This window comes from Sphingopyxis granuli (assembly GCF_001559015.1).
GTDB classification, from domain to species: Bacteria; Pseudomonadota; Alphaproteobacteria; order Sphingomonadales; family Sphingomonadaceae; genus Sphingopyxis; species Sphingopyxis granuli.
Genome location: NZ_CP012199.1, coordinates 3,494,753 through 3,513,712 on the forward strand (window position 1 = coordinate 3,494,753; position 18,960 = coordinate 3,513,712).

At 63.6% G+C, this 18,960-nt stretch carries 21 protein-coding genes; 5 read left to right on the forward strand and 16 right to left on the reverse strand.

The window, feature by feature from the left end:
- Nucleotides 1-39 precede the first annotated feature (39 nt).
- From SGRAN_RS16005 to SGRAN_RS22645, 3 genes are read left to right on the forward strand one after another with little or no spacing between them, the layout of a single operon-like run.
- Entirely contained in the window at nucleotides 40-372 is a 333-nt protein-coding gene (locus SGRAN_RS16005) for a hypothetical protein (protein WP_067185331.1), read from the forward strand.
- A gap of 41 nt (nucleotides 373-413) precedes the next feature.
- Nucleotides 414-887, forward strand: a complete 474-nt coding sequence (locus SGRAN_RS22640) for a hypothetical protein (protein ID WP_067185334.1) — start codon at nucleotides 414-416, stop codon at nucleotides 885-887.
- On the forward strand, nucleotides 839-1,372 hold the full coding sequence (locus SGRAN_RS22645) for a JAB domain-containing protein (RefSeq protein ID WP_067185337.1): 534 nt from the start codon (nucleotides 839-841) through the stop codon (nucleotides 1,370-1,372). Before SGRAN_RS22640 ends, SGRAN_RS22645 begins: the two co-directional genes overlap by 49 nt.
- A gap of 35 nt (nucleotides 1,373-1,407) precedes the next feature.
- Here SGRAN_RS22645 and SGRAN_RS16020 read toward each other — a convergent pair.
- The 8 genes from SGRAN_RS16020 to SGRAN_RS22650 all read right to left on the reverse strand — a co-directional run bounded on the left by SGRAN_RS16020 (nucleotide 1,408) and on the right by SGRAN_RS22650 (nucleotide 6,040).
- Nucleotides 1,408-2,777 (reverse strand): IS3 family transposase gene (locus SGRAN_RS16020; protein WP_148650901.1). Its coding sequence is split into 2 segments (ribosomal slippage): nucleotides 1,408-2,427 and nucleotides 2,430-2,777, totalling 1,368 coding nucleotides; the frame shifts between segments, so codons are not numbered across the junction.
- A gap of 39 nt (nucleotides 2,778-2,816) precedes the next feature.
- A complete protein-coding gene (locus SGRAN_RS16030) occupies nucleotides 2,817-3,332 on the reverse strand; it encodes a DUF2840 domain-containing protein (protein ID WP_082737304.1) in 516 nt (171 codons plus the stop codon).
- Entirely contained in the window at nucleotides 3,332-3,583 is a 252-nt protein-coding gene (locus SGRAN_RS16035; protein WP_067185339.1) for a helix-turn-helix transcriptional regulator, read from the reverse strand. The genes SGRAN_RS16030 and SGRAN_RS16035 overlap by 1 nt, the downstream gene beginning before the upstream one ends.
- A 117-nt stretch (nucleotides 3,584-3,700) precedes the next feature.
- Nucleotides 3,701-4,147, reverse strand: coding sequence for a DUF2285 domain-containing protein (locus SGRAN_RS16040; protein WP_067185342.1), 447 nt, complete (start codon nucleotides 4,145-4,147; stop codon nucleotides 3,701-3,703).
- Between the two features lie 124 nt (nucleotides 4,148-4,271).
- Nucleotides 4,272-4,481, reverse strand: a complete 210-nt coding sequence (locus SGRAN_RS16045; protein ID WP_067185343.1) for a transcriptional regulator domain-containing protein — start codon at nucleotides 4,479-4,481, stop codon at nucleotides 4,272-4,274.
- Between the two features lie 186 nt (nucleotides 4,482-4,667).
- Nucleotides 4,668-4,985, reverse strand: coding sequence for a DUF736 domain-containing protein (locus SGRAN_RS16050; RefSeq protein ID WP_067185346.1), 318 nt, complete (start codon nucleotides 4,983-4,985; stop codon nucleotides 4,668-4,670).
- Nucleotides 4,986-5,302: 317 nt separating this feature from the next.
- Complete coding sequence (locus SGRAN_RS16055; RefSeq protein ID WP_172709665.1) at nucleotides 5,303-5,749, reverse strand: hypothetical protein; 447 nt, start codon at nucleotides 5,747-5,749, stop codon at nucleotides 5,303-5,305.
- 126 nt (nucleotides 5,750-5,875) lie between these two features.
- Complete coding sequence (locus SGRAN_RS22650; protein ID WP_172709666.1) at nucleotides 5,876-6,040, reverse strand: hypothetical protein; 165 nt, start codon at nucleotides 6,038-6,040, stop codon at nucleotides 5,876-5,878.
- A 190-nt stretch (nucleotides 6,041-6,230) separates the two neighbouring features.
- On the opposite strand from SGRAN_RS22650, the gene SGRAN_RS16060 reads away from it, so the two are divergent.
- Nucleotides 6,231-6,923 carry a hypothetical protein gene (locus SGRAN_RS16060; protein ID WP_148650903.1) on the forward strand — a complete coding sequence of 231 codons (693 nt, stop codon included), beginning with the start codon at nucleotides 6,231-6,233 and terminating at the stop codon, nucleotides 6,921-6,923.
- 20 nt (nucleotides 6,924-6,943) lie between these two features.
- Here the strand turns inward: SGRAN_RS16060 and SGRAN_RS16065 are convergent, their stop codons facing one another.
- The 3 genes from SGRAN_RS16065 to SGRAN_RS16075 all read right to left on the reverse strand — a co-directional run bounded on the left by SGRAN_RS16065 (nucleotide 6,944) and on the right by SGRAN_RS16075 (nucleotide 10,852).
- On the reverse strand, nucleotides 6,944-7,261 hold the full coding sequence (locus SGRAN_RS16065) for a DUF736 domain-containing protein (protein WP_067185354.1): 318 nt from the start codon (nucleotides 7,259-7,261) through the stop codon (nucleotides 6,944-6,946).
- Between the two features lie 295 nt (nucleotides 7,262-7,556).
- Entirely contained in the window at nucleotides 7,557-9,995 is a 2,439-nt protein-coding gene (locus tag SGRAN_RS16070) for a hypothetical protein (protein ID WP_067185356.1), read from the reverse strand.
- Nucleotides 9,992-10,852, reverse strand: coding sequence for a hypothetical protein (locus tag SGRAN_RS16075; protein WP_148650904.1), 861 nt, complete (start codon nucleotides 10,850-10,852; stop codon nucleotides 9,992-9,994). Before SGRAN_RS16075 ends, SGRAN_RS16070 begins: the two co-directional genes overlap by 4 nt.
- A 395-nt stretch (nucleotides 10,853-11,247) precedes the next feature.
- On the opposite strand from SGRAN_RS16075, the gene SGRAN_RS22855 reads away from it, so the two are divergent.
- Nucleotides 11,248-12,021: a hypothetical protein gene (locus SGRAN_RS22855; RefSeq protein ID WP_210434159.1), complete on the forward strand. Its 774-nt coding sequence runs from the start codon at nucleotides 11,248-11,250 to the stop codon at nucleotides 12,019-12,021.
- A gap of 76 nt (nucleotides 12,022-12,097) precedes the next feature.
- Here the strand turns inward: SGRAN_RS22855 and SGRAN_RS16085 are convergent, their stop codons facing one another.
- The 5 genes from SGRAN_RS16085 to SGRAN_RS16105 form a co-directional block, all read right to left on the reverse strand.
- Nucleotides 12,098-15,307, reverse strand: coding sequence for an error-prone DNA polymerase (locus SGRAN_RS16085; protein ID WP_067185360.1), 3,210 nt, complete (start codon nucleotides 15,305-15,307; stop codon nucleotides 12,098-12,100).
- Nucleotides 15,304-17,097: a DUF6504 family protein gene (locus tag SGRAN_RS16090; RefSeq protein ID WP_082737305.1), complete on the reverse strand. Its 1,794-nt coding sequence runs from the start codon at nucleotides 17,095-17,097 to the stop codon at nucleotides 15,304-15,306. The genes SGRAN_RS16085 and SGRAN_RS16090 overlap by 4 nt, the downstream gene beginning before the upstream one ends.
- Nucleotides 17,015-17,791 (reverse strand): ImuA family protein, encoded by a 777-nt coding sequence (locus SGRAN_RS16095; protein WP_210434160.1) that lies wholly within the window; start codon nucleotides 17,789-17,791, stop codon nucleotides 17,015-17,017. The genes SGRAN_RS16090 and SGRAN_RS16095 overlap by 83 nt, the downstream gene beginning before the upstream one ends.
- 90 nt (nucleotides 17,792-17,881) lie before the next feature.
- Nucleotides 17,882-18,313 (reverse strand): DUF1810 domain-containing protein, encoded by a 432-nt coding sequence (locus tag SGRAN_RS16100; RefSeq protein WP_067185362.1) that lies wholly within the window; start codon nucleotides 18,311-18,313, stop codon nucleotides 17,882-17,884.
- Nucleotides 18,310-18,927, reverse strand: coding sequence for an SOS response-associated peptidase family protein (locus SGRAN_RS16105; protein WP_067185364.1), 618 nt, complete (start codon nucleotides 18,925-18,927; stop codon nucleotides 18,310-18,312). The genes SGRAN_RS16100 and SGRAN_RS16105 overlap by 4 nt, the downstream gene beginning before the upstream one ends.
- Between the last annotated feature and the right edge of the window lie 33 nt (nucleotides 18,928-18,960).

The following is an 18,960-nucleotide window of genomic DNA, read 5'->3' on the forward strand; positions in this document are numbered from 1 at the left end:
ATTGCCGGAGCGGATGCCGCCTCCGGAACAGGAGAAGTCATGTCCAATGAAATCGCACCCACTACCGCGCGTCTCCAGCAGGACGTCGCTGCAGCTGAAACCAGCGTTGACGATACGCTCATCACCATTTCGACGCTCATGAGCAGCGTCGTTGCCGCTCGGCGCGACACACCGGGCGTTCCCGTCGTCAAGGGTCATGCCACGATCCGCCGGCTAGCCACAGCGCAGCTGGCGCTCGTCGACCTCAGCGGCGACATCCACCGTGTTCATGGCGATCTCGTCGATATCGGCCGGGAAACTGCGGGCTATGACCTTCACGAATGTCCGAAGACTGCCGGCACCAATGTCGTCCCGCTCTCGGCCGTCGCCTGAGCTCGTTTGACCGAGAGCCATGAGCATGAAAAAAGAAGAGGATGCGTATCGCGGCCTTCCTCATCCTCATGCTCGTGGCAATCGGTTATGCCCTCCGTCGAGGCGGAGGCCCGGAGCGAGCGATGGCCCTCATCGCGGCAACGATGATCGCATCGGATCAGGCGCTACACCTGCTCGTACCGCCGGAATATGCGAGCCTCGACGTCGGACATCTTGCGATCGATCTGTTCGGAGCGAGTTCAACGATGTTCCTCGCGCTGATAGCCTATCGGTTCTGGCCGATGATAGCAGCCGCGCTTCATATTCTCCCGCTCCTTGCCCATCTCAGTCGCTACTTAGACTTTGCGCTGCATCCCGCAGCATATCTGATCATGCAGGTGTCCTCCTCCTGGCTGGTCCCGCCGCTTCTCATTGCGGCTACATGGCAGCACCGGCAAAGGATCTCGCGGAACGGCAGCGATCCATCTTGGCGCGGCTCATTGCGGCGGTCGAACCCGCCAACTGCGAGCGCCTAGCCAAGGTCCTCCTCGACGAATTCCAGAGCATCGGCCGGATTTGGTCGGCGGCGCCTGAAGCATTGTGTCGTATCCTCGGTGACGTCTCGCCGGTCGTTTCGCTCATAATCGGCGCGCGCGAGGCTGCCCTCGAAACTATGGCCGGAGATCTTCGTGCCATCGCGATCGATCCGTTCAGCCCAGAACTCCGGCGCTATCTCATCGCCTCGATGGGTTCGCTCGACGACGAAACGCTGAGGATTCTGTTTCTCGACAATTCGCGACGCTTGATCGCCGACGAGCGATTGCAACAGGGAACTCTGAGCCAGCTCGCCCTGTATCCGAGGACGATTTTCCGGCGCGCGCTGGAACATAATGCGGCGGGCCTCATCCTCGTCCACAATCACCCGAGCGGAGATCCGTCACCGAGCGAGGAAGATATCGTCGCGACGCGGCATCTCGATCAGTGTTCGTCGTCAGAACATTCGGCACAACTCGCGGCGTAGATTAGCGGAGTGCGGGCCTCGTCTGGGGGTTGATGTTAGGCGGCGAGCTTGCGGTGCTGCAAGCGCCGATATTCGATGGTCTGTCGCTTGATCCTTTCTCGTCGTTCGATGATGGCCGGGGCCCTGCCGAAGTAGGCGTCGGCGGGCGTCACGTTATTTAGGCTCTCGTGATAGCGCTGGTGATTGTAATGTTCGACGAAGGCCTCGATCTGGGCTTCGAGGTCGCCGGGCAGGAAGTAGTTCTCCAGCAGGATGCGGTTTTTCAGGGTCTGGTGCCAGCGCTCGATCTTGCCCTGGGTTTGCGGGTGCATGGGAGCGCCGCGGACATGGCTCATTTTGTTGGCCTCGATATATTCGGCCAGTTCGCCGGCGATGTAGCTGGGGCCGTTATCGCTGAGCAGCCGGGGCTTGTGCAGCACCGTGGCGCTGTCACAGCCGGAAGCCGCCAAGGCGAGGTCCAGCGTTTCGGTTACATCCTCGGCACGCATGTTGGTGCACAACTTCCAGGCAATGATATAGCGCGAGAAGTCGTCGAGCACGGTCGAGAGGTACATCCAGCCCCACCCGATGATCTTGAAGTAGGTGAAGTCGGTCTGCCACATCTCGTTCGGGCGGGTAGTCTTGGTGTGGAACTGATCGGCGGCCTTTATCACGACATAGGCCGGACTGGTGATCAGATCGTGCGCCTTGAGCAGGCGGTAAACCGTGGATTCCGATACGAAGTAGCGCTTCTCGTCGGTGAAGCGCACCGCCAGTTCGCGGGGGCTGAGATTGGTCGCGTCGGCTTCCAGCGCCATTTCGATGATCTGGTTCTGGATGTCGTCACCGATGCGGTTCCACACGCGGCTCGGCGCCGATGGCCGATCCTGTAACGCTTCCGGCCCGCCCCCAAGATAACGGTCATACCAACGGTAGAACGTCCGGCGGGCGATGCCGAGCTTGTCCAGCGTGCGTTTGGCGGGCAGGTGCGACTGCTCGACGATCCGGATGATCTCGAGCTTTTCGGATGCGGGATACCTCATTCGTCGTCGCCCCCATCCGCGATCATGCTTTTTTTCAGCAGACGGTTTTCGAGTGTCAGGTCGGCCACGCATTCCTTCAGGGCACGCGCTTCGCGGCGCAGATCCTGCACCTCGCCGGTGGTCGCGGCACGGGCAGTGTCGCCCGCCAGGCGGCGCTTGCCCGCTTCCATGAACTCCTTCGACCAGGTGTAGTACAGGCTTTGCGCGATGCCTTCCTTGCGGCACAGCTCGGCAATGCTGTCCTCGCCGCGAAGGCCTTCAAGCACGATGCGGATCTTGTCCTCGGCAGAGAAGTGCCGCCGGGTCTGCCGCCGGATATCCTTCACCACCTGCTCCGCAGGGGCCTTCGACGGCGATTTTGAATAGGAGGATTTGGGCTTCATCTTCGTTCCTTCGTCACTACGACGAAGCCCAAATCCTCCTTAAATCACAACCTCAAATCTGTGCCATTGGTGCTGACGGCGGACAGCGGCAAGCTGGCTGCCGATATGACGCCAATGGTCGGGCGCGACATCGCAGGGATCGACGCCCGACGCTTCGATCGCATCGATCGCCTTCAGCACCTGTTCGACCTTCGGCCAGCCGTGGATCCGCAGCAACAATTCGCCGCCGGGGCGAACATAGGGATAGGTCGAATAGGGCGACCCGGCGACAACAGCCGTGACGATCGCGATGTTCGAGTGGATCGTCCCGAAGTCGTTCGATGTCCAGCGAACGAACGCGAAGGTCGCGCCGGGACGAAAGGAGACGACGCGGGTGCGGCGATTAACGATATGCTCGGCGGCAACGCGGCCGAAGCGTATCCACTGCTCGAGGCGCTGCTCGATCCACGTCATTTCGACATCGGTCAGGCCGCTGGCCGTCGACGCGGCGCCGACGCCGGTCGGGTCAACTTCGGGAGCCGCTTTGGGCGGCCGCGGAGCGGCGGGCGCGCGCATCAGCGGCGCCCCGGACGCAGCGGCGAGATGGTGCCGGCACCGGGATCCGACGTCGAGATCTTACGTCCGATCGCCGCCCAGGCGTCGAGATCGGCAATCGTATAAACGATGCGGCCGCCAAGTTTATGGAAGCGCGGCCCCGTCCCGTAGCAGCGATGCTTCTCGAGCGTTGTCGCCGAGAGGCTGAGGTGCACCGCCGCTTCCTTCGTTCGAAGGTAGCGCGGGACGACGGGCTCGGTACGGTCGGGCAAAGGGGCCTCCTGCCAAGAACCGGAAGCCCTGAGAGATTCCGGAAACGGAAAGGAGGTTTTGGAAAATCACCGGAAGGATTCGGAACGGACAAAGCGCGGCGGTGCGGAATGTCCCGATCAGGCGGCGCGGAGCAGCGCGGTGAAACCGCCGTCGCGCATCGCGACGGCCGCGCGCTGCCAACGGGCGATGCGGCGGCGCTCGCTCGATGCATCCCATTCGGATGCCGAATAGTCGCGCGCCTCGGCGAGCAGCAGCGTGGCGGCGATCTCGCGGGCGGGCGCGCCTTCGGCCATGGCGTCGAGGAGCCGGAGCCACTGCACGAGGCGCCAGCGCTCCGACGGCCCCGGCACAGCGTCAGGCGGAATAGTGCTCCCGCCGAGATCGAGCAGCTCGCGGTGCAACGCCATGATCATCGAAGCGCGGAGCGCGACCTGCGCGTCGGCGGGCGTCAGAAAGGCGAGGCGTTCGTTCGACAGGCAGCGCCGGATCAGCAGGCGATAGTGTCGCCCCCCGGCAAGCAGCACGACGTGCCACTCGCGATAGGACAGGAGTTCGGCGGCCACTTGGGGGCCATCGATGATTTCAGCGAGGCGTAAGGCCTCGAAGCCCTTGGGAGCGGGCCGGGCGATCGTGACGAAGGCGCAGGTCTGCGGCCGCCAGAGGGCGGGCGCGGCCGCTGCCGAGAGGTCAGGATCGAAGGCGAAAGACCAACCCCCAGCGGCTGGCGAGCCGCCGGAAGAGCCGCGCCCGATCGGCGCCCGAAGCCGCCGCGGCGAAGGCGTAGCCGCCGCGATAGGCGGGACTTCGCCGCAGGAATTCCTGCGCGAAATCCGCGCGATCATATAGTTCGAATATCTTCGGAAAATATGGCGATTGCCACCCGGTTACCTGATCCATTCGCACCTCCGACCCGTTTGAGGAGAATAAACCGCTGAATTTCAGCCGGTTTCTGTCGCTTGCCGCGACATGGTTACCGGCGCGCAAGGGATAAGCTTATCGCAAAAACCGTCTCAATCCCGCACGCTAATGCGCTCAATCTGGATGTAATATCGCCCGGCGTGAGCCGGGCGATATCGTGCGGGATCAATTGTCGCCGCGGCGCTGCTGCCGGGTCCAGACCAGATCATATGCGCCCTCTTCGCCCGCGAAGAGCTGCGCGAAGATCGGTGCGACGAAGCTCGGGTCGTCGAGCTTGACCGAAAGATAGGACCGCTTGTCCTGGCTCGTCTTCTGCCAGGCCGCGCCGACTTCGGCGTCGCCGACGAAGACGCGGTGGCTCGGCGCATTGCCGCTGGCGTTCTTCTCGGGAACGATGCGAACCGACTTGGCCTGCACCGACAGGGTGACGATCTCGCCGCGATATTCTCCCGAGACCAGTTTGAAGCTGCCAATCTTGCTCATGATGTTGTCCTTCTTGCATCTCGAGCCGCACCAGCGCGGCCTCGATGCGCATCGGCAGCCGGCAAGGGACCGCGCCGCAGCCCTTGGGCCCGGAGCGAATGCGGAGGATGGCGGTGACAAGAGTTTCTTGTTTCGCGAGGAACGGAGGCACGCCGGGGGAAGAAAGTCTTGGTAAGCCGCCGTTGCGGCTAGCGGGCCAGCGTCAGCGGCTTGCCGGCAGATCGCGCAAATCGAAGAGGCCGTGCTGGTGCGGCGCCCTGCGAAGGGCATGCACGGGCAGATGGCAGAGCGGCAGCGACGGATATCGCGTCATGGCGTCATGCTTCGGACGCTGCTCCGAGCGGCGCGTCCGATACGGGATCTTGCGCCTGCGGCGTTCCGAGGCTTCGCCATGCTGCGACCGCCGCCGTCAGCGCGCCCGCGAAGCCGAGGATTTCGAGCCAGGCACCCTCGGACAAGGCAAGGCCCGCAAGGCCCTTTGCCGCCTGATATCCGGCGAAGCCTGCCGGGACGGCAAAAATGATCGTGAGGATAGCGCGGTAGAGCGGCGGCAATGTCGCGCATAGCAAGCGCCCGGCCAAAAGGATGAATGCGCCGAACAGCAGGCCGGCGGTGATCGCGGTGACAGGACCATGGCCGCGATCGAGCAGCCAGAAGGCAGCGCCGATGCCAGCGTAGAGCGGCAGTGCGATTGCCGCGAGCCGGAACAGCAGCATGATGAGATAGAGACCGGCGACGGTCCCGAGGATGATCATAAAGGTCACAAGCGTCCTCCCGTCGGACGCGCTCTCCACCACCACCACAGCGCATTCTGCTCGGCGGACATAGCAAAAAAGCCCCGAAGGCGGAACCGGAAGTGGAACCACCTTGGGGCGAAATGTCCGGGCATATCAGCGATTGAACGGGTCATATTCGCAGACGATGCAAGCCGGGTCGCCGTCGAATTCGTCGAGCGGCATGACCGAGAATCCTTGGCCGGTTTCAATAAGGACGATGATCGTCATCATCGTGCGGGCCATGCTCCAGGCGAAGGATTGGGCGGTGGAAAGCGGCATATCGAGGCTCCTGTCCGGGAGCGGGACCATTCCCGCTCGACAGTCGCCCCGCCGGACGGGGACAGGCCGCAGTCACCGCGGCGCAGCCGCGGCCCAAGCTTGCGCAGGGACCCCGCAGGGGTTGACTGTAGGAGGCCGGGCCTCGGCCAAGGGATTAGCGGCAATCGAGAGCGGGGATGGTCCCGCGGAGATGGAAGCCACGCATCTTGCAGCCACCGCCTACCGGTGCGACATCCCGCGCAAGCGACGATCAGGGAGCGGAGGAAGAATGGGCGAGGCAAAACTGCGAAGGGAGGCCATGCGGAAACGCCTTTTCGAACAGGTCGAAGGCTGGACCTTCCCGCCCTCGCCTTGGGAAAAAGCGCTCTTCGAGGAAGTTGTCGCGCTTCCAGCCTTCCGGGCACGCCGGATGCCCGCGGAGGATCTCGCGTGGATGAGAATGCCGGCCAATCACTGTCACGCGAATGCTCGGTGGTATGAGGCGAACGACTGGACAGGCCAGTCGCGGGCCGTGGTAGGTTGGTGGGTCCAAGGGTCCGACCTCGTTCTTCACAGCCTTCTCACCAACGGGCACGAATATATGTGCATCACCCCGTCGTCGCTTGAAGAGACCGAGATCATCTTCATCCCCGATCCCCAGATCGAATGGATCGAGGGCGATGGACAGCTTTCAGCCAAGCGGAACGGGCAATTGATCGGCCTTGGAATTCGTCGCTACCCCGCGCTGACGATCGCGATGCACGAGATCATGCGATCGAGGCTCGAACGCGGGATGGATCCGCACAGCGCGTCCGAGTTCAGTCCGGACGAACTGGAGCATCTGATGCGTGAACATCTGTCGTCCGAAGAATTCGCTGCGATCGGAAGGTCTGGCTCCGCCTGACGGCGGAGCCAGAAGCTCGCTCAGCTCGGGGGGTTCCAGATCAGAACCTTCTTCGACGGATCGTCGCCAGGCGCATTCGCGACGTTGCAGAAGATCTGCCCGAGTTCGGGGGCCGAAAGCGACACGGAGATATATTCGGCACCGGCCTGCGAGGTCTTCACCCAGCCGGCGCCGAGTTCGAAGCCATTCTTGCGGCTGATGACGCGATAGTCGGGTTCGCTGTCCTTCGCCTTGCGGCCGTTCGGGACGATCGCGATCGGCGCGGTGACCATCAGGGTTGCGAGATTGCCTTCGAGGCTGCCGTCGTCCTTGACGGTGAGGTTTGCGATGCTTGCCATTTGAAGTCTCCTTGGTTGCTCGGGACCTTCTCCCGATGGCGCCAGAAGGAGGGGCCGTGAGCCGCCGTCACCGAGCGGCACGCGAGGGCGAACCCCCGCTGGGGGTTGACGGCACTAGGCGAGCCGAGGCCCGTAATCAGGCGGCAAATGAGGGACAGGCTCCCGTGCAGGGAAAGGAGAGGCAGCGAGCGCGGCTGACCAAAAGCTGAGGGCTAAGGCTCTCCCTCCTCGGCCAGAGTTGCCGCGAACAGCCTATTCCCAGCCGAATGGCCGTGGTCCGGCTCCTTTGCTCTTATCAATCCTGGGTGAGTTTTTTTCCCTTGGATCGGCGGGCCCACTTTCGCCTCTCCGTGTCGTGATATGGTTCGAGCCCGAGGCAAAGCTGCTGCGTCAAATCAGCCAGAACTCGCAGGTTTGCTAGTCTGACATAAGCGGGCTTCACAAGTTCCGCGTGGCGGCCGCCAAGCTCCTCCCAGCTCTTGCTGACCGCATAATCCGCAAAGAGTTCGGTCCCAGTCAGGATGATGACCGGAGCGCGCGATTGACGTTTTTGACGTTCATAGTGGCGCCCCCAAAGCGCAAGCGATGACAGACGTTTGATTTCGTCGCGCGACAATTCACTCGCGGGCTTCATAGTTGCAAAAACGAGGATGGCTCCCGGAAACGCGAGCGCGAGGGCTTTCATGCGTGCAACATCATCGTCCCCGAAGCATTCCTTTCCGAAACTCTTAGCTTCGCCGAACACGAGCTGCGTCCTCGGAGTGCTTCCGAAGGTCTCGCGGCGCCGATACCAAAGAATGAAATCCGCCTCGATCTTCAGACCATCTGGAAATCTCATCTCTTGCCCCGCACACCATGTCAGGTTCTGTTCCGGACCGCTCTCAAGGAGTTCGGCGAAGAGACGAATGGAAAGCGCCGCCGCATATCCGCCCTGCGCGTAGTTCGGCTGTGCAAATGGACCGATGAGCCGATATGCCCAGCGTGCCCGATCACTCCCGGCCGGATTGATCGCGGGAAATGCGAAAGACTTGAGGCAGAGACTGCATTTCAGTGCAGCGTCCAGTCCCGAAAGTTGATACCAGCTCCAGCTACCGCATTTGTCGCAGCGGACTTCCAGTCCGAGTTCGACCGCGTTCTGCTCGATCAGCGTCCGAACGGCATCGCGGTTCCAGAGGCTTCCCTTTATCGCCTGTGCAATGCGGTTACGGAACTGGTTATGTTCCATGCTCTTGGAGATCGGACTTCGACTGATCTTTTCGAGGAACTGCACGATCGCCGGATTTGCGATCGACGAGACGCGACGAAGCCCGCCAAGCGTGTGAATGATCTGCTGAGTTGCACGGCCTGAATCGGAAAGGAACGTCTCGATTTTGCGGTCGGAGAGCCAAGTCGTGATCGCGGATACATTAGACTCGAGCTGCCAGTAATGCGTGTTGAGAACATAATCGGCGAGTTCGACGAAGCCTTCGCTCGTCGAACGTATCTTGCCGAGCCCGCCGCCGAAATTGGGGCGCCGGGAGTTGCGATATTCTTCGGGATAGGTTGTTGCGATACTGCCGTCGCGGGACCAGTCGGACAGCTTCACGACATGCGCCCAGCGCGCTTGACCGCCGAACCTATCCGCAAAAGGATGCTTCAACATATCGAACTGAAGTGATGGCGATTCATCGTCAAGCGGAATGCTGTGGCTCCCCTCGGCAGCCGTAACCTTTGGCCGGGTCGGACTTACCATTATGTCGGACGTCGGCCTCCAGAAAGCTGGGTACCAAGCCTGAACGCAATTCGCGCCTTCAATGTCGACCCTGAAATGTTTCTCGAACATTGGCTCGATCGCATCGGTCGCAATAGAGCGCCCAAACATCACCGTTGGATGGATCATCACGCCGTGGGAATTTCCGGGAAGCGGTCGATAGTTGCGTTCGACAAACTTACGAACGAACGGACCCAGCTCGGCAGCGTACTGCGTGGGTATCGGGACGACGGGCTGGACGCCAGCCCGAAGATTCCAATAGTCGATGAGATCGCCTGGATGCGTACCGTCAAAGACAAACGCCTTGGGATCCATGCGATGGGAATATTGAATATCAAGCCCGTCGTGCGTGACGTGCAGCGGATTCATCCAGTTGTTGGCGATGATATCGGCCACGGTCTCGCTTGAAAGCGTTATGTGTTCGGGTGTGAAGACTTCATCGAACGCTCGCTCAAGGTCGTTCAAGGCGCTCTTCTGCGGAAAACTGCCGAATACGCAGCCAACGAGATTCGCCAGAGAGGGCCTTTCCGGCACGATCCTCACCACTTTTCCGGGCCGGCGCCGCGTGAACTGAAATTCGCGTTCGTAGAGGTGACCATATAGCGCGCCGACATCGAGACCGGTTGTTTCCGTCCAAGCGTTTCGCGCCTGACTCGACGGAGGCGCCAGGTTCTGCAGCGTGATGACGCGTTCGCTCGCGTACCCGAGCCCCTGCGCTTGCCCTGGACGAGTTTCGACAAGGATGTCTGGTTCGAAATAGTCGAGGTAGCCGTTAATGATCTGCTCGGCGCTTTCGATCCTCGCGCCCTGTCGGTCCCACCATGCCGGGCGGTTAGCGAACGTCGGGATGATCGGATTAAATTTGCCGCCCCATAAGCAGGTAGAGATTGCAAAAACTTCTCTCAGCGCGGCCCTATCGTTCGGCGCGACCAAAAAGCCGAAGCGGGTTGGCCGTAGCCGGGTATCGACACGTATATTTGTCATGCCGTCCCGGTCTCTCCAATCCTCGGGGCGCCGCGCGCCTTGACGGAAACCTCGGCCCTGCCCCGTTGCATTCCGCTAACAGGGCGCTCGCCCGCCTCTGCGACAATCTCGAGCTCGATCTGCTGCGGCGGAATATTCTTGCCATCTACCTGTATAAGAAGGCGATATGTGCCGGGCGTTCCGAGGAGTTGTTGATGTTCGAGAGGCAAGCTCTTCGCAGAGCGGAAGAGCCAGATATGACCTGTTCCACGAACGCCGCCAACCCAGATGCGCCGCGTTTCGTTGGGAGCGATGTCTGTAACGAGGTGCGTTTCGGGGTCTTCTTTTTCCCACGGGAGCAGGACCGGCGTGATCACTCGAAGATGCTCCTCACCTGCCGCATCGATCTTCGTTACCGACATCAGTCGCGCGTGGCATTCGGTGGCAATCTGTTCGCCAGCGTTGAAGCAGGTCAGCGAGGCTACATCTAGTTCCCAGCCCGTGACGATGGTCTGGCGCGTGCCGGCAAGGGTTTCGGACGTAGTCCCCTGGGTATCGATCGATTGAATCAGTGGTGGGTCCGGCAAGGCCAGTTCACGTCGCGGCATTCTTGCCTGTTCGATCGCTTCGCGAGCGGCCCGCTCTTCGCTGAATAGCTGGTATGGCGCAAGGATGAGACGGAAGAGCACAAAGCTGACAAATACAGCGAGGAAGAACCATGTCGGTGCGTCTTGCAGCGAAGCCTTGATCGAAGGCGGCGGCGTGACAAAGAGCAGGATGATGGCAACCAGCAGGGCTAAAGTACTGGCCCAGCCCTCAACCCGCTTGAACCAGCCGGCGAAAGCTCGCTTCACGCAATTCCTGTAGAAGTTGATCACGCCCCCAGCCATAAGTCTGATCTAGTCCGGCAGACGGGCTGCGACAACTGGCAGCTATCGCGCGCCGATCCCGGGTTCCGTGAGCTGGCCGTCGGTCTTCCTCCATATCCACAGAAATCGATTCGCGTGCCGGTCGAGCTTGACATCATTCTGGATGGGCGAGTTCAACAACATATCGCAGGGTTTAATGCTATCGAACCACGGCTTAATGTTTGAGAGGTATTACAATGGGGGAAGCCAAGCGGAAGCGCGAAATCGTGCTAGGCCTGCCTTGTCCCTGCGGATCGGCTAGGGTCGCGCGCGATTGTTGCTTTGACGGTCGCCGATGGCATCGTCCCGCCAGCGCCTTGGGGCTTCAGGCGCTACCGGCTGCCTCTTCAGTCGAGCGCTGCTACATGAAGGAACTGGGGTCGTGCGTTGGCCCGATATCGGGCGAGCACCTCATTTCGGAATCCGTAATCGAAGTGCTGAAGGGAGACGGCGGCTTCTCGATCTCGGGAGTGCCTTGGCTCGACAAGGGTGAAGAAAAAATACTGGGTGCGCAGAGTCTCAGGGCCAACTGCCTGTGCACGAAGCACAATAGCGCACTCAGTCCGATCGACAGCGCGGTACGTCATTTCTTTGCTTCCCTGAAAAGCTATCTCGAGGTGGATGCCGGAGAACCGCGCATGGCCTTAATTTCGGGTCACGACCTGGAGGTCTGGCTTTTGAAGACGGCGAAAGCGCTCGCGGTGTCCGGCAATCTCGCCCGCGGTGATGAGAAATTGTCAGGCGCTTTCGCTCAGGATCACATGGTTGTTGCCATGCTCGACGATCCGACGGCGTGGCCCGACAGGGCCGGCCTTTATTGCCTGATGAGCGAAGGCGACATGATAGTGAACCATTCACGGTTTCAGCTCGTGCCCTGGCTCAATGAAGCAGAGGAAATCGTCGCCCTACAGGTCAGCATCTTAGGCTTCATTTTCCTGCTCCTGCTCGAAAAGCTCGATATCGAGAAATATCCGCTCCTCGCGGCCGCCAAATATCGGCCCAGCCGAATTGAGATCAGGCATCCGGCTTCAGAAAGTTGGATTTCGATCAGCTGGCAAGACGGGCGTGAGCATGATGCCTTAAAGGTTGAATTTGTACAGAATGTGCCGCTGGATCAGATATTGCCGGAGGCGCGTTAAGTCCACCGATCAGCCATAGGTTTTCCGAATCCTACCTCATGCCAATCGTGCTGGCCAACCTGGCAATTCGGCTCACTCAATGAAAATCATGGCTCCGGATACGCAAGGCGGGCTCGCGGCTATCCGGCCCGCCCCCGTTCCGCGCCCCATCGCCGCGTCCCGGCGCGATGGAAAGATCGCTGCGCCCGACGTTCCGCAGCATCGCGTCATGATCGACGATCCGGTCGCAGATGATGTGAATGACCTCGCCCTCCTTCTGGAGCCGTCCGCGCATCGCGATCATCGACGCCGACATGACCGGCCTGCGGTAGATATCGAAGCGATCGGGCCAGAGGATGCCGTTCGCGATGCCGGTCTCGTCCTCGATCGTGACGAAGAGCACGCCTTTCGCCGAGCCGGGCCGTTGCCGCACGAGGATCACGCCCGCGACCTCGATATTCCGCCCGTCGCGAATATGCGGGAGATCCGCGCAGCGGACGATCCCCATCGCGTCTAGCTCCTCGCGCAAAAAGCTCAGCGGATGCGCGCGCAGCGATAGCTGCAACGTGCGATAATCCTCCACCACCTCGCGGCCCTCGGTCATCGGGCGTAGCGCGGTCGCGGGTTCGAGCCCTTCGGGCGAGAAGCTCGACTCGCGCGCGTCCGCTGCCGCGAACAGCGGCAGCGGCGCCTCGCCTAGCCCCCGCACTTTCCAGAGCCCCTGCCGCCGGTCCTCGGCCAGACAGGCGAAGCCGTCGGCCTCGGCGATCCGCTCGATCGCGGCGCGCGGCACGCCGGCGCGCCGCCAGACATCTTCCACGCAATCATAGGGAAGATCGCCGCGTGCACCGACAATCGCGGCGCCATGAATATTGGCGAGCGAGCGCACCTGGCGAAAGCCGAGGCGCACCGCGAGATAGCGCCCGCCGGTCTCCTCCAGCGTGCAATCCCAGTGGCTGTCGTTGATCGAGACCGGGCGCACTTCGACGCCATGCTTCTGCGCATCGCGCACGATCTGCGCGGGCGCATAGAATCCCATCGGCTGCGCGTTGAGCAGCGCGGCGCAGAAGACATCGGGATGATGATGCTTCATCCAGCAGGAGGCATAAGCGATCTTGGCGAAGCTCGCCGCGTGGCTCTCGGGAAAACCATAGCTCCCGAAGCCTTCGATCTGCTTGAAAGTGCGCTCGGCGAAATCCTCGGGATAGCCACGCTCGACCATGCCTCCCACGAGCTTGTCGTAGAAATGCGAGACCCCGCCGGTGAGCTTGAAGGTCGCCATCGCGCGGCGCAGCTGGTCGGCCTCGACCGGCGTGAAGCCGGCGCCGACGATCGCGACCTTCATCGCCTGCTCCTGGAACAGCGGGACGCCGAGCGTCTTTTCGAGCACGGCGCGCAGCTCGGGCTTGGGATATTCCGGCTTCTCCTTGCCTTCGCGGCGGCGAAGATAGGGATGCACCATGTCGCCCTGGATCGGCCCGGGCCGCACGATCGCGACCTCGATCACGAGGTCGTAGAAGCATTTGGGCTTGATCCGCGGCAGCATCGACATTTGCGCGCGGCTTTCGATCTGGAAGACGCCGAGGGTGTCGGCCTTCTGGATCATGCCATAGACCGCGGGATCGTCATCCTGCAGATCGGCCATGCCGACAGAAATTCCCTTGTGCTCGCGAAGCAGGTTGAAGGCGCGGTTCATGCAGCCGAGCATGCCGAGGCCGAGGACATCGACCTTCATGAACTTCAGGACGTCGATATCGTCCTTATCCCATTCGATGATCTGCCGGTCCTCCATGCGCGCTGGCTCGATCGGCACGAGATCGTCCAATCTTTCCTCGGTCAGCACGAAGCCGCCCGGATGCTGCGAGAGGTGCCGCGGGGTGCCGATCAGCTGGCGCGCGAGATCGAGCGTCAGGCGCAGGCGATGATCGTCGGCGTTCAGATTGAGCTCGGCGATCCGTTCCTCGGGAATGCCGTCCATCGACCAGCCCCAGACGAGGCCGGTCAGCATCTTGGTGAGGTCGCGTGGAAGTCCGAGCGCCTTCCCCACCTCGGCCACCGCGCCGCGCGTCCGGTAGCGCGTGACTACGGCGGTCAGCGCGGAGCGGTGACGGCCGTAGGTCTCGTAGATCCACTGGATGATTTCCTCGCGCCGTTCATGCTCGAAGTCGACATCGATATCGGGCGGCTCCTTGCGCTCGCCCGATACGAAGCGCTCGAAGAGCAGCTCGTGCTTGATCGGGTCGATCGAGGTGACGCCGAGCAGAAAGCAGACGCAGCTGTTCGCCGCCGATCCGCGGCCCTGGCACAATATGCCGCGGCGCCGGCTTTCGGCGACGATCGAATTCACGGTCAGGAAATAGGGCGCGTAACCGAGCTCGCCGATCAGTCGCAGCTCATGGTCGATCTGTTTCCGGTAGGCAGGCGGAACCCCGCCCGGAAACATGCGTGCCGCGCCCTCTTCGGCCAGCGCGGCGAGCGCCTCTTGGGCGGTTCGGCCCGCCATCACTTCCTCATAGGGATATTGATATTTGATCTCGGCGAGGTCGAAGCGGCACGCCGCCGCGATATCGGCACTCGCCGCGATCGCGTCGGGGAAGAGCGCGAAGCGCCTTTCCATCTCGGCGGGCGATTTGAGCGCGCGGTCCATGAAGCGCTCGCGCTTGAAGCCGAGCGCATCGATCGTCGTCTTCTCGCGGATTGCGGTCAGCACATCCTGCAGCGGTCGGCGATCGGACGCATGGTAGAGAATGTCTCCGGTCGCCACGGGCCGCACGCCGACATCGCGCGCCAAGGCGTCGAGCGCGCGCAGCCGCGCGAAATCGCCGGGACGCCGGCGGAGCGAGAGCGCGAGATAGGCGTCGAGACCGAAGGTCTCGCGCAGCTCGCCGAGATCGAGGCGCGTCCGCTCGTCGGCTTCCCCCGGAACCAATATGGCCACCAATCCCTTGGCCCAGGCCGCGATATCGGGCCAGTCGAGCCAGCAATTGCCCTTGCCGCCGCGCGCCTTGCCGAGGGAGAGCAGGCGCGTCAGCCGCGACCAGGCCGCGCGATCCTTCGGATAGAGCAGGAGCGAGCGGCCGTCGCGCAGGTCGACGCGCGATCCGGCGATCATCCGCACGCCGGTCGCCTCCTGTCCCGAGAGGCCGCGCACCATGCCGGCGACGCTGCCGCGGTCGCAGAGCCCGAGGGCCGAATGGCCGAGGAGCGACGCGGCCGCGAACAATTCCTCGGGCGAAGACGCGCCCCGCAAAAAGGAAAAATGGCTCGTCGCCTGGAGCTCGACATAGGTCGTGGCAGGCGCCGTCATCCGAACACGCCATGCATATACCAGCTCAAATCGCCGCTATTGTCGGTAACGGCGTCGCCGCGGCGGAACAGCCAGAAGCGCTCGCCGCTTTCCGCCTCGACCCGGAAATAGTCTCGCACCGCCCACATCTCGCCGACACGCCGCCACCATTCGCCATGAATGCGCTCGGGTCCGTCGCCCGCGACGACGCTGTAGCTCCGCCCGCGCCAGGCGAAGCGGCGCGGCGGATGATCGGGAAGCAGGGCCACGACGCCCGACAGGGCTTCGGGCCGCGTCAGCATGCGGACGGGCCGCGTCCAGACCGGCCAGCCGACAGGCTTGGCCATTGGGTCGGCGCGGCCGATCGCGCGTTCGGGAACATCGCTTTCGATCGCCGACAGGCGGAACAGGGCCGCCTCGCCCGCACGGCCGGCCAGCGCATCGACGAGCGGAGCGAGGTCGGGCGCCTCGCGTGCCGTGTCGAACCCCGCGCCGATCGCCTCGGGCGCGAGCGGTTCGACCTGCGGCGCGGCGAGCAGCATGGTCTCGATCCCGAGACCCGGTTCGATCCGGTCGATCCGGAGCCTGAAGAGGCGGAGCAGATGCTTCGCATCGCGCGTCGCCCGCGCCGTCCCGATCGTGATGAGCTGCTGTCCCATGTCGACGCGATCGCAGCGCAGGACGAGGCTGCGGATGCCAAGGCTCCGCTCGCGCAGCTGCGGCACGAGATCGCCGAGGAGGTCCGAAATCACCTGTTCGATCGCCTCGGCCGTGCCGATCGGCTCGAGGAGCGCGCGCCGCGCCTCGGGCATTTCGAAGGGGATGACCGGCACGATCGGTTCGGGCACATGGCCGCGCGCCTGGTCGAGCCGCTCGACCGCGGCGCGTCCGAGCCGCCGCGCGAGCGGCCCGCGCGGCATCGGATAGAGATCGGCGATCCGCTCGATCCCGAACCGCGCTGCCGCGGCAAGTGCGTCCGGCGTCAGCCGGAGCGCCGCCAGCGGCATCGGCGCCAGCGCCTCCCCCTCGCCGCCTTCCGGCAAGATCCGCACGCTCGCGCCGCCATAGCGCGCGAGCGCGTGAGCGGCGCCCGGCGTGCCGGCGATCGCGACACGCGCGCTGAAGCCGAGGCGCTTCAAAAAGCCGAGCAGCCGCGCCGCGAAGCGTTCTTCGCCGCCGAAAAGATGCGTCGTCCCCGACAGGTCGAGCCAGAGGCCGTCGCTTCCCGAGACCGCTGCGCTCGGTGTCCAATAGCGGGCGGCGTGGAGCGCAAGCCGGTCGAGCCATGCCCGATCGGCATCGGGGTCGGCATCGCATATGTCGAGATCGGACACGAGCGCGCGGGCGTGCGCCGCCGCCATGCCGGGAACCAGGCCAAGGTCGAGCGCCGCGGGGCAGACGGCGGTCACAAGATCGCGCTGGCCGGTTCGCGCGACGAGGATCGTCGGGCGGACGCCCCAGAGCGGCATGATCGGCGCGGCCGCGCCCGGCGGCGGCCCGTCATCGCTTCGCAGGGTTCGAAATATGGGCGAAGCCGCTTCGCTGCGCCGCCCGAGCTCGCGCATGGTCGGTCGCTGGTGCGCGGGAAGCGCGTCGATCGCCGATGCGTCGGGACGTGCGTCATGCGCCCAGCGCGCGCCGGGACGCCAGCCACCACCGCGCGGCACCGAGCAGGCACCGGGATTGTCGTCGACAGGCTCGGGAAAGCGCGGGCCAGGCCGCGCGGGTTCAGGCGGCGAACTTGGCCGCTCCGCCCGCCGCAACCGCTCGATCGGCAGCTGCGGCAGGAAGAGCGAGGCGACCCTGGTCATCGCACGCCTCCAGTTCGAGGGAAAAGGGCGGGCCGCCGCGCTGCCGGACAAGTTCGACATTCCATCGCCCGCGCCCGACGCCCGGCGCCGTCAGCCGGCCCGACGACAATGTGCCGATACGCCAGCGGGTCATTGCGAGCGACGGATCGGCGAGCGGACATTGGCCGTATCGGCGGTAGCGCCGGTAGAGCAGCATCGGCGTATTGCCCTCCGAGGCCGCGAGCTGCAGCCGGCGCGTCGCGGTCTGGTCGGCCGCCTTGACCTCGGCGATGACGCAGGCGAGCGACCCGTCGCGCAGCGCATCCTCGCACATGGCCAGCAGGTCGCGGTCGGATCTGCCCTGCGCGTAGAGAATATGCTCGGGGCTTAGCCCCGCCTGCTCAAGACCCGGCGCATAAAGATCGAAGCGCGTCAGCGCCCACAGCGCCGACACCCCCGGTGCCGCCGCAAAGCGCGCGGCAATGCCGGCGGCAAAGAGCGTCGCCGCCGCGTCGTCGCTCCAGCTTGCCGAGGCCGCGGCGATCTCATGCAGGCCCGCGCCGTCGAGGCCGCCGCCGGCGAGCAAATGATCGAGCGGGCCGACGCCGAAGGGCAGCACCGGACCGCGCGCCGCGGCGACGCGCGCGACCGCCTCGCGAAGCGTCGCAAGCTGTTCGGCGGACGGCCGGGAAGAGGGAATCGGTACAGCGGTCATGGGGCAACATCACTTCAAATGTTCCCCTTATGTTCTAGTGAGTCGGGCCGTTCGTCAAGCAAGCTGCCGAAAGCCGCGGGAAAGCGCCGGTTATGCTGCCTCCGCCGCCAGTCTGTCCAAGGTTCGCTGATCGCGCTCGCCGCCGAACCAGCGATCGAGGGCCGCCGAAAATAGCCGATCTCCGCTCGCCGACTCGAAGAGGGTGAGCGACGATCGCAATTTCACCGCATCAATCTCGCCGAAAACCGCCACGGGATCGCTCGCGCTGAGGTCCTGCAAGGCTACCACACATTCGACATAGCGCGCGCCGAGCAACGGATGATCGAGAAAGGCGCGGGCCTCGCTGAGCCCTGCGATCGCATAGCGCTGCGCCATGGCGCTCCGACCGAGGCCGGCGAGCTGCGGGAATATGTACCACATCCAGTGCGAGCGCTTGGCCCCGCGCCGGATTTCCGCAAGCGCGCGTGGATAGATTTGGTCCTGCGCCGATAGGAAGCGATCGAGGTGGTGATCGTCGCTCACAGCGCCAGCGCGCCCTGCGCGGGCGGCTTGCCGTAGACCTGCGTCACCTCGAGACTGCCCTCGGGCAGCCATTTGAGGATGTCTTCGGCCGGAACGCGCGGATCGAGCCAGGCCGCCCATTGGTCGCGCGCGAGCGGAATGATCTGGCGATGATGATAGGGGGCGATATCGGGACCGGCATCCATCGTCAGGAGACTGAAGGCCTCCCCGACATGGCTGTCGCGCCACACGCCCGCCATGCAGAACCAGCGATGGTCCTTCATCGTGAACAGCCATTTATCGAGCCGCTTCTGCGCCTTGTCGGTCGGATCGGTGAATTCGTAGAAGCCGTCGCACAGGACAAGGCAGCGCTGCATGCCGAGATCGCGGCGCTCCGAGCGCACATTATAGACCGGCTTGCCGCCCTGCCCCGGCCAACTCCAGCGCCGGTTTACGAGCGAGCCGATCGCCGCGCCGTCACTGCTCTTTACGATCGGCGCGGTGTCGGTGATCCGCACATCTTCGCGCGCCGGCACGTTCGGCGCGCCTTCGGGCATATCGATCTTGATCTGGAGGTTGTCGAAATCCTCGGCAATCGACGCGATGTCGATCTCGAGCCGGTAGTCATTGCACATGCGCGGCGGTCCCCTGGCCCTTGCGACTCATCG

Bases quoted from the DNA above. Each gene is read 5' to 3' on its own strand.
- SGRAN_RS16005 (WP_067185331.1), top strand. From the start codon at position 40: ATGTCCAATGAAATCGCACCCACTACCGCGCGTCTCCAGCAGGACGTC.
- SGRAN_RS22640 (WP_067185334.1), top strand. From the start codon at position 414: ATGCGTATCGCGGCCTTCCTCATCCTCATGCTCGTGGCAATCGGTTAT.
- SGRAN_RS16030 (WP_082737304.1), bottom strand. From the start codon at position 3,332: ATGCGCGCGCCCGCCGCTCCGCGGCCGCCCAAAGCGGCTCCCGAAGTT.
- SGRAN_RS16045 (WP_067185343.1), bottom strand. From the start codon at position 4,481: ATGGATCAGGTAACCGGGTGGCAATCGCCATATTTTCCGAAGATATTC.
- SGRAN_RS16050 (WP_067185346.1), bottom strand. From the start codon at position 4,985: ATGAGCAAGATTGGCAGCTTCAAACTGGTCTCGGGAGAATATCGCGGC.
- SGRAN_RS22650 (WP_172709666.1), bottom strand. From the start codon at position 6,040: ATGCCGCTTTCCACCGCCCAATCCTTCGCCTGGAGCATGGCCCGCACG.
- SGRAN_RS16060 (WP_148650903.1), top strand. From the start codon at position 6,231: ATGGAAGCCACGCATCTTGCAGCCACCGCCTACCGGTGCGACATCCCG.
- SGRAN_RS16065 (WP_067185354.1), bottom strand. From the start codon at position 7,261: ATGGCAAGCATCGCAAACCTCACCGTCAAGGACGACGGCAGCCTCGAA.
- SGRAN_RS16070 (WP_067185356.1), bottom strand. From the start codon at position 9,995: ATGACAAATATACGTGTCGATACCCGGCTACGGCCAACCCGCTTCGGC.
- SGRAN_RS22855 (WP_210434159.1), top strand. From the start codon at position 11,248: ATGAAGGAACTGGGGTCGTGCGTTGGCCCGATATCGGGCGAGCACCTC.
- SGRAN_RS16085 (WP_067185360.1), bottom strand. From the start codon at position 15,307: ATGACGGCGCCTGCCACGACCTATGTCGAGCTCCAGGCGACGAGCCAT.
- SGRAN_RS16090 (WP_082737305.1), bottom strand. From the start codon at position 17,097: ATGACCAGGGTCGCCTCGCTCTTCCTGCCGCAGCTGCCGATCGAGCGG.
- SGRAN_RS16095 (WP_210434160.1), bottom strand. From the start codon at position 17,791: ATGACCGCTGTACCGATTCCCTCTTCCCGGCCGTCCGCCGAACAGCTT.
- SGRAN_RS16105 (WP_067185364.1), bottom strand. From the start codon at position 18,927: ATGTGCAATGACTACCGGCTCGAGATCGACATCGCGTCGATTGCCGAG.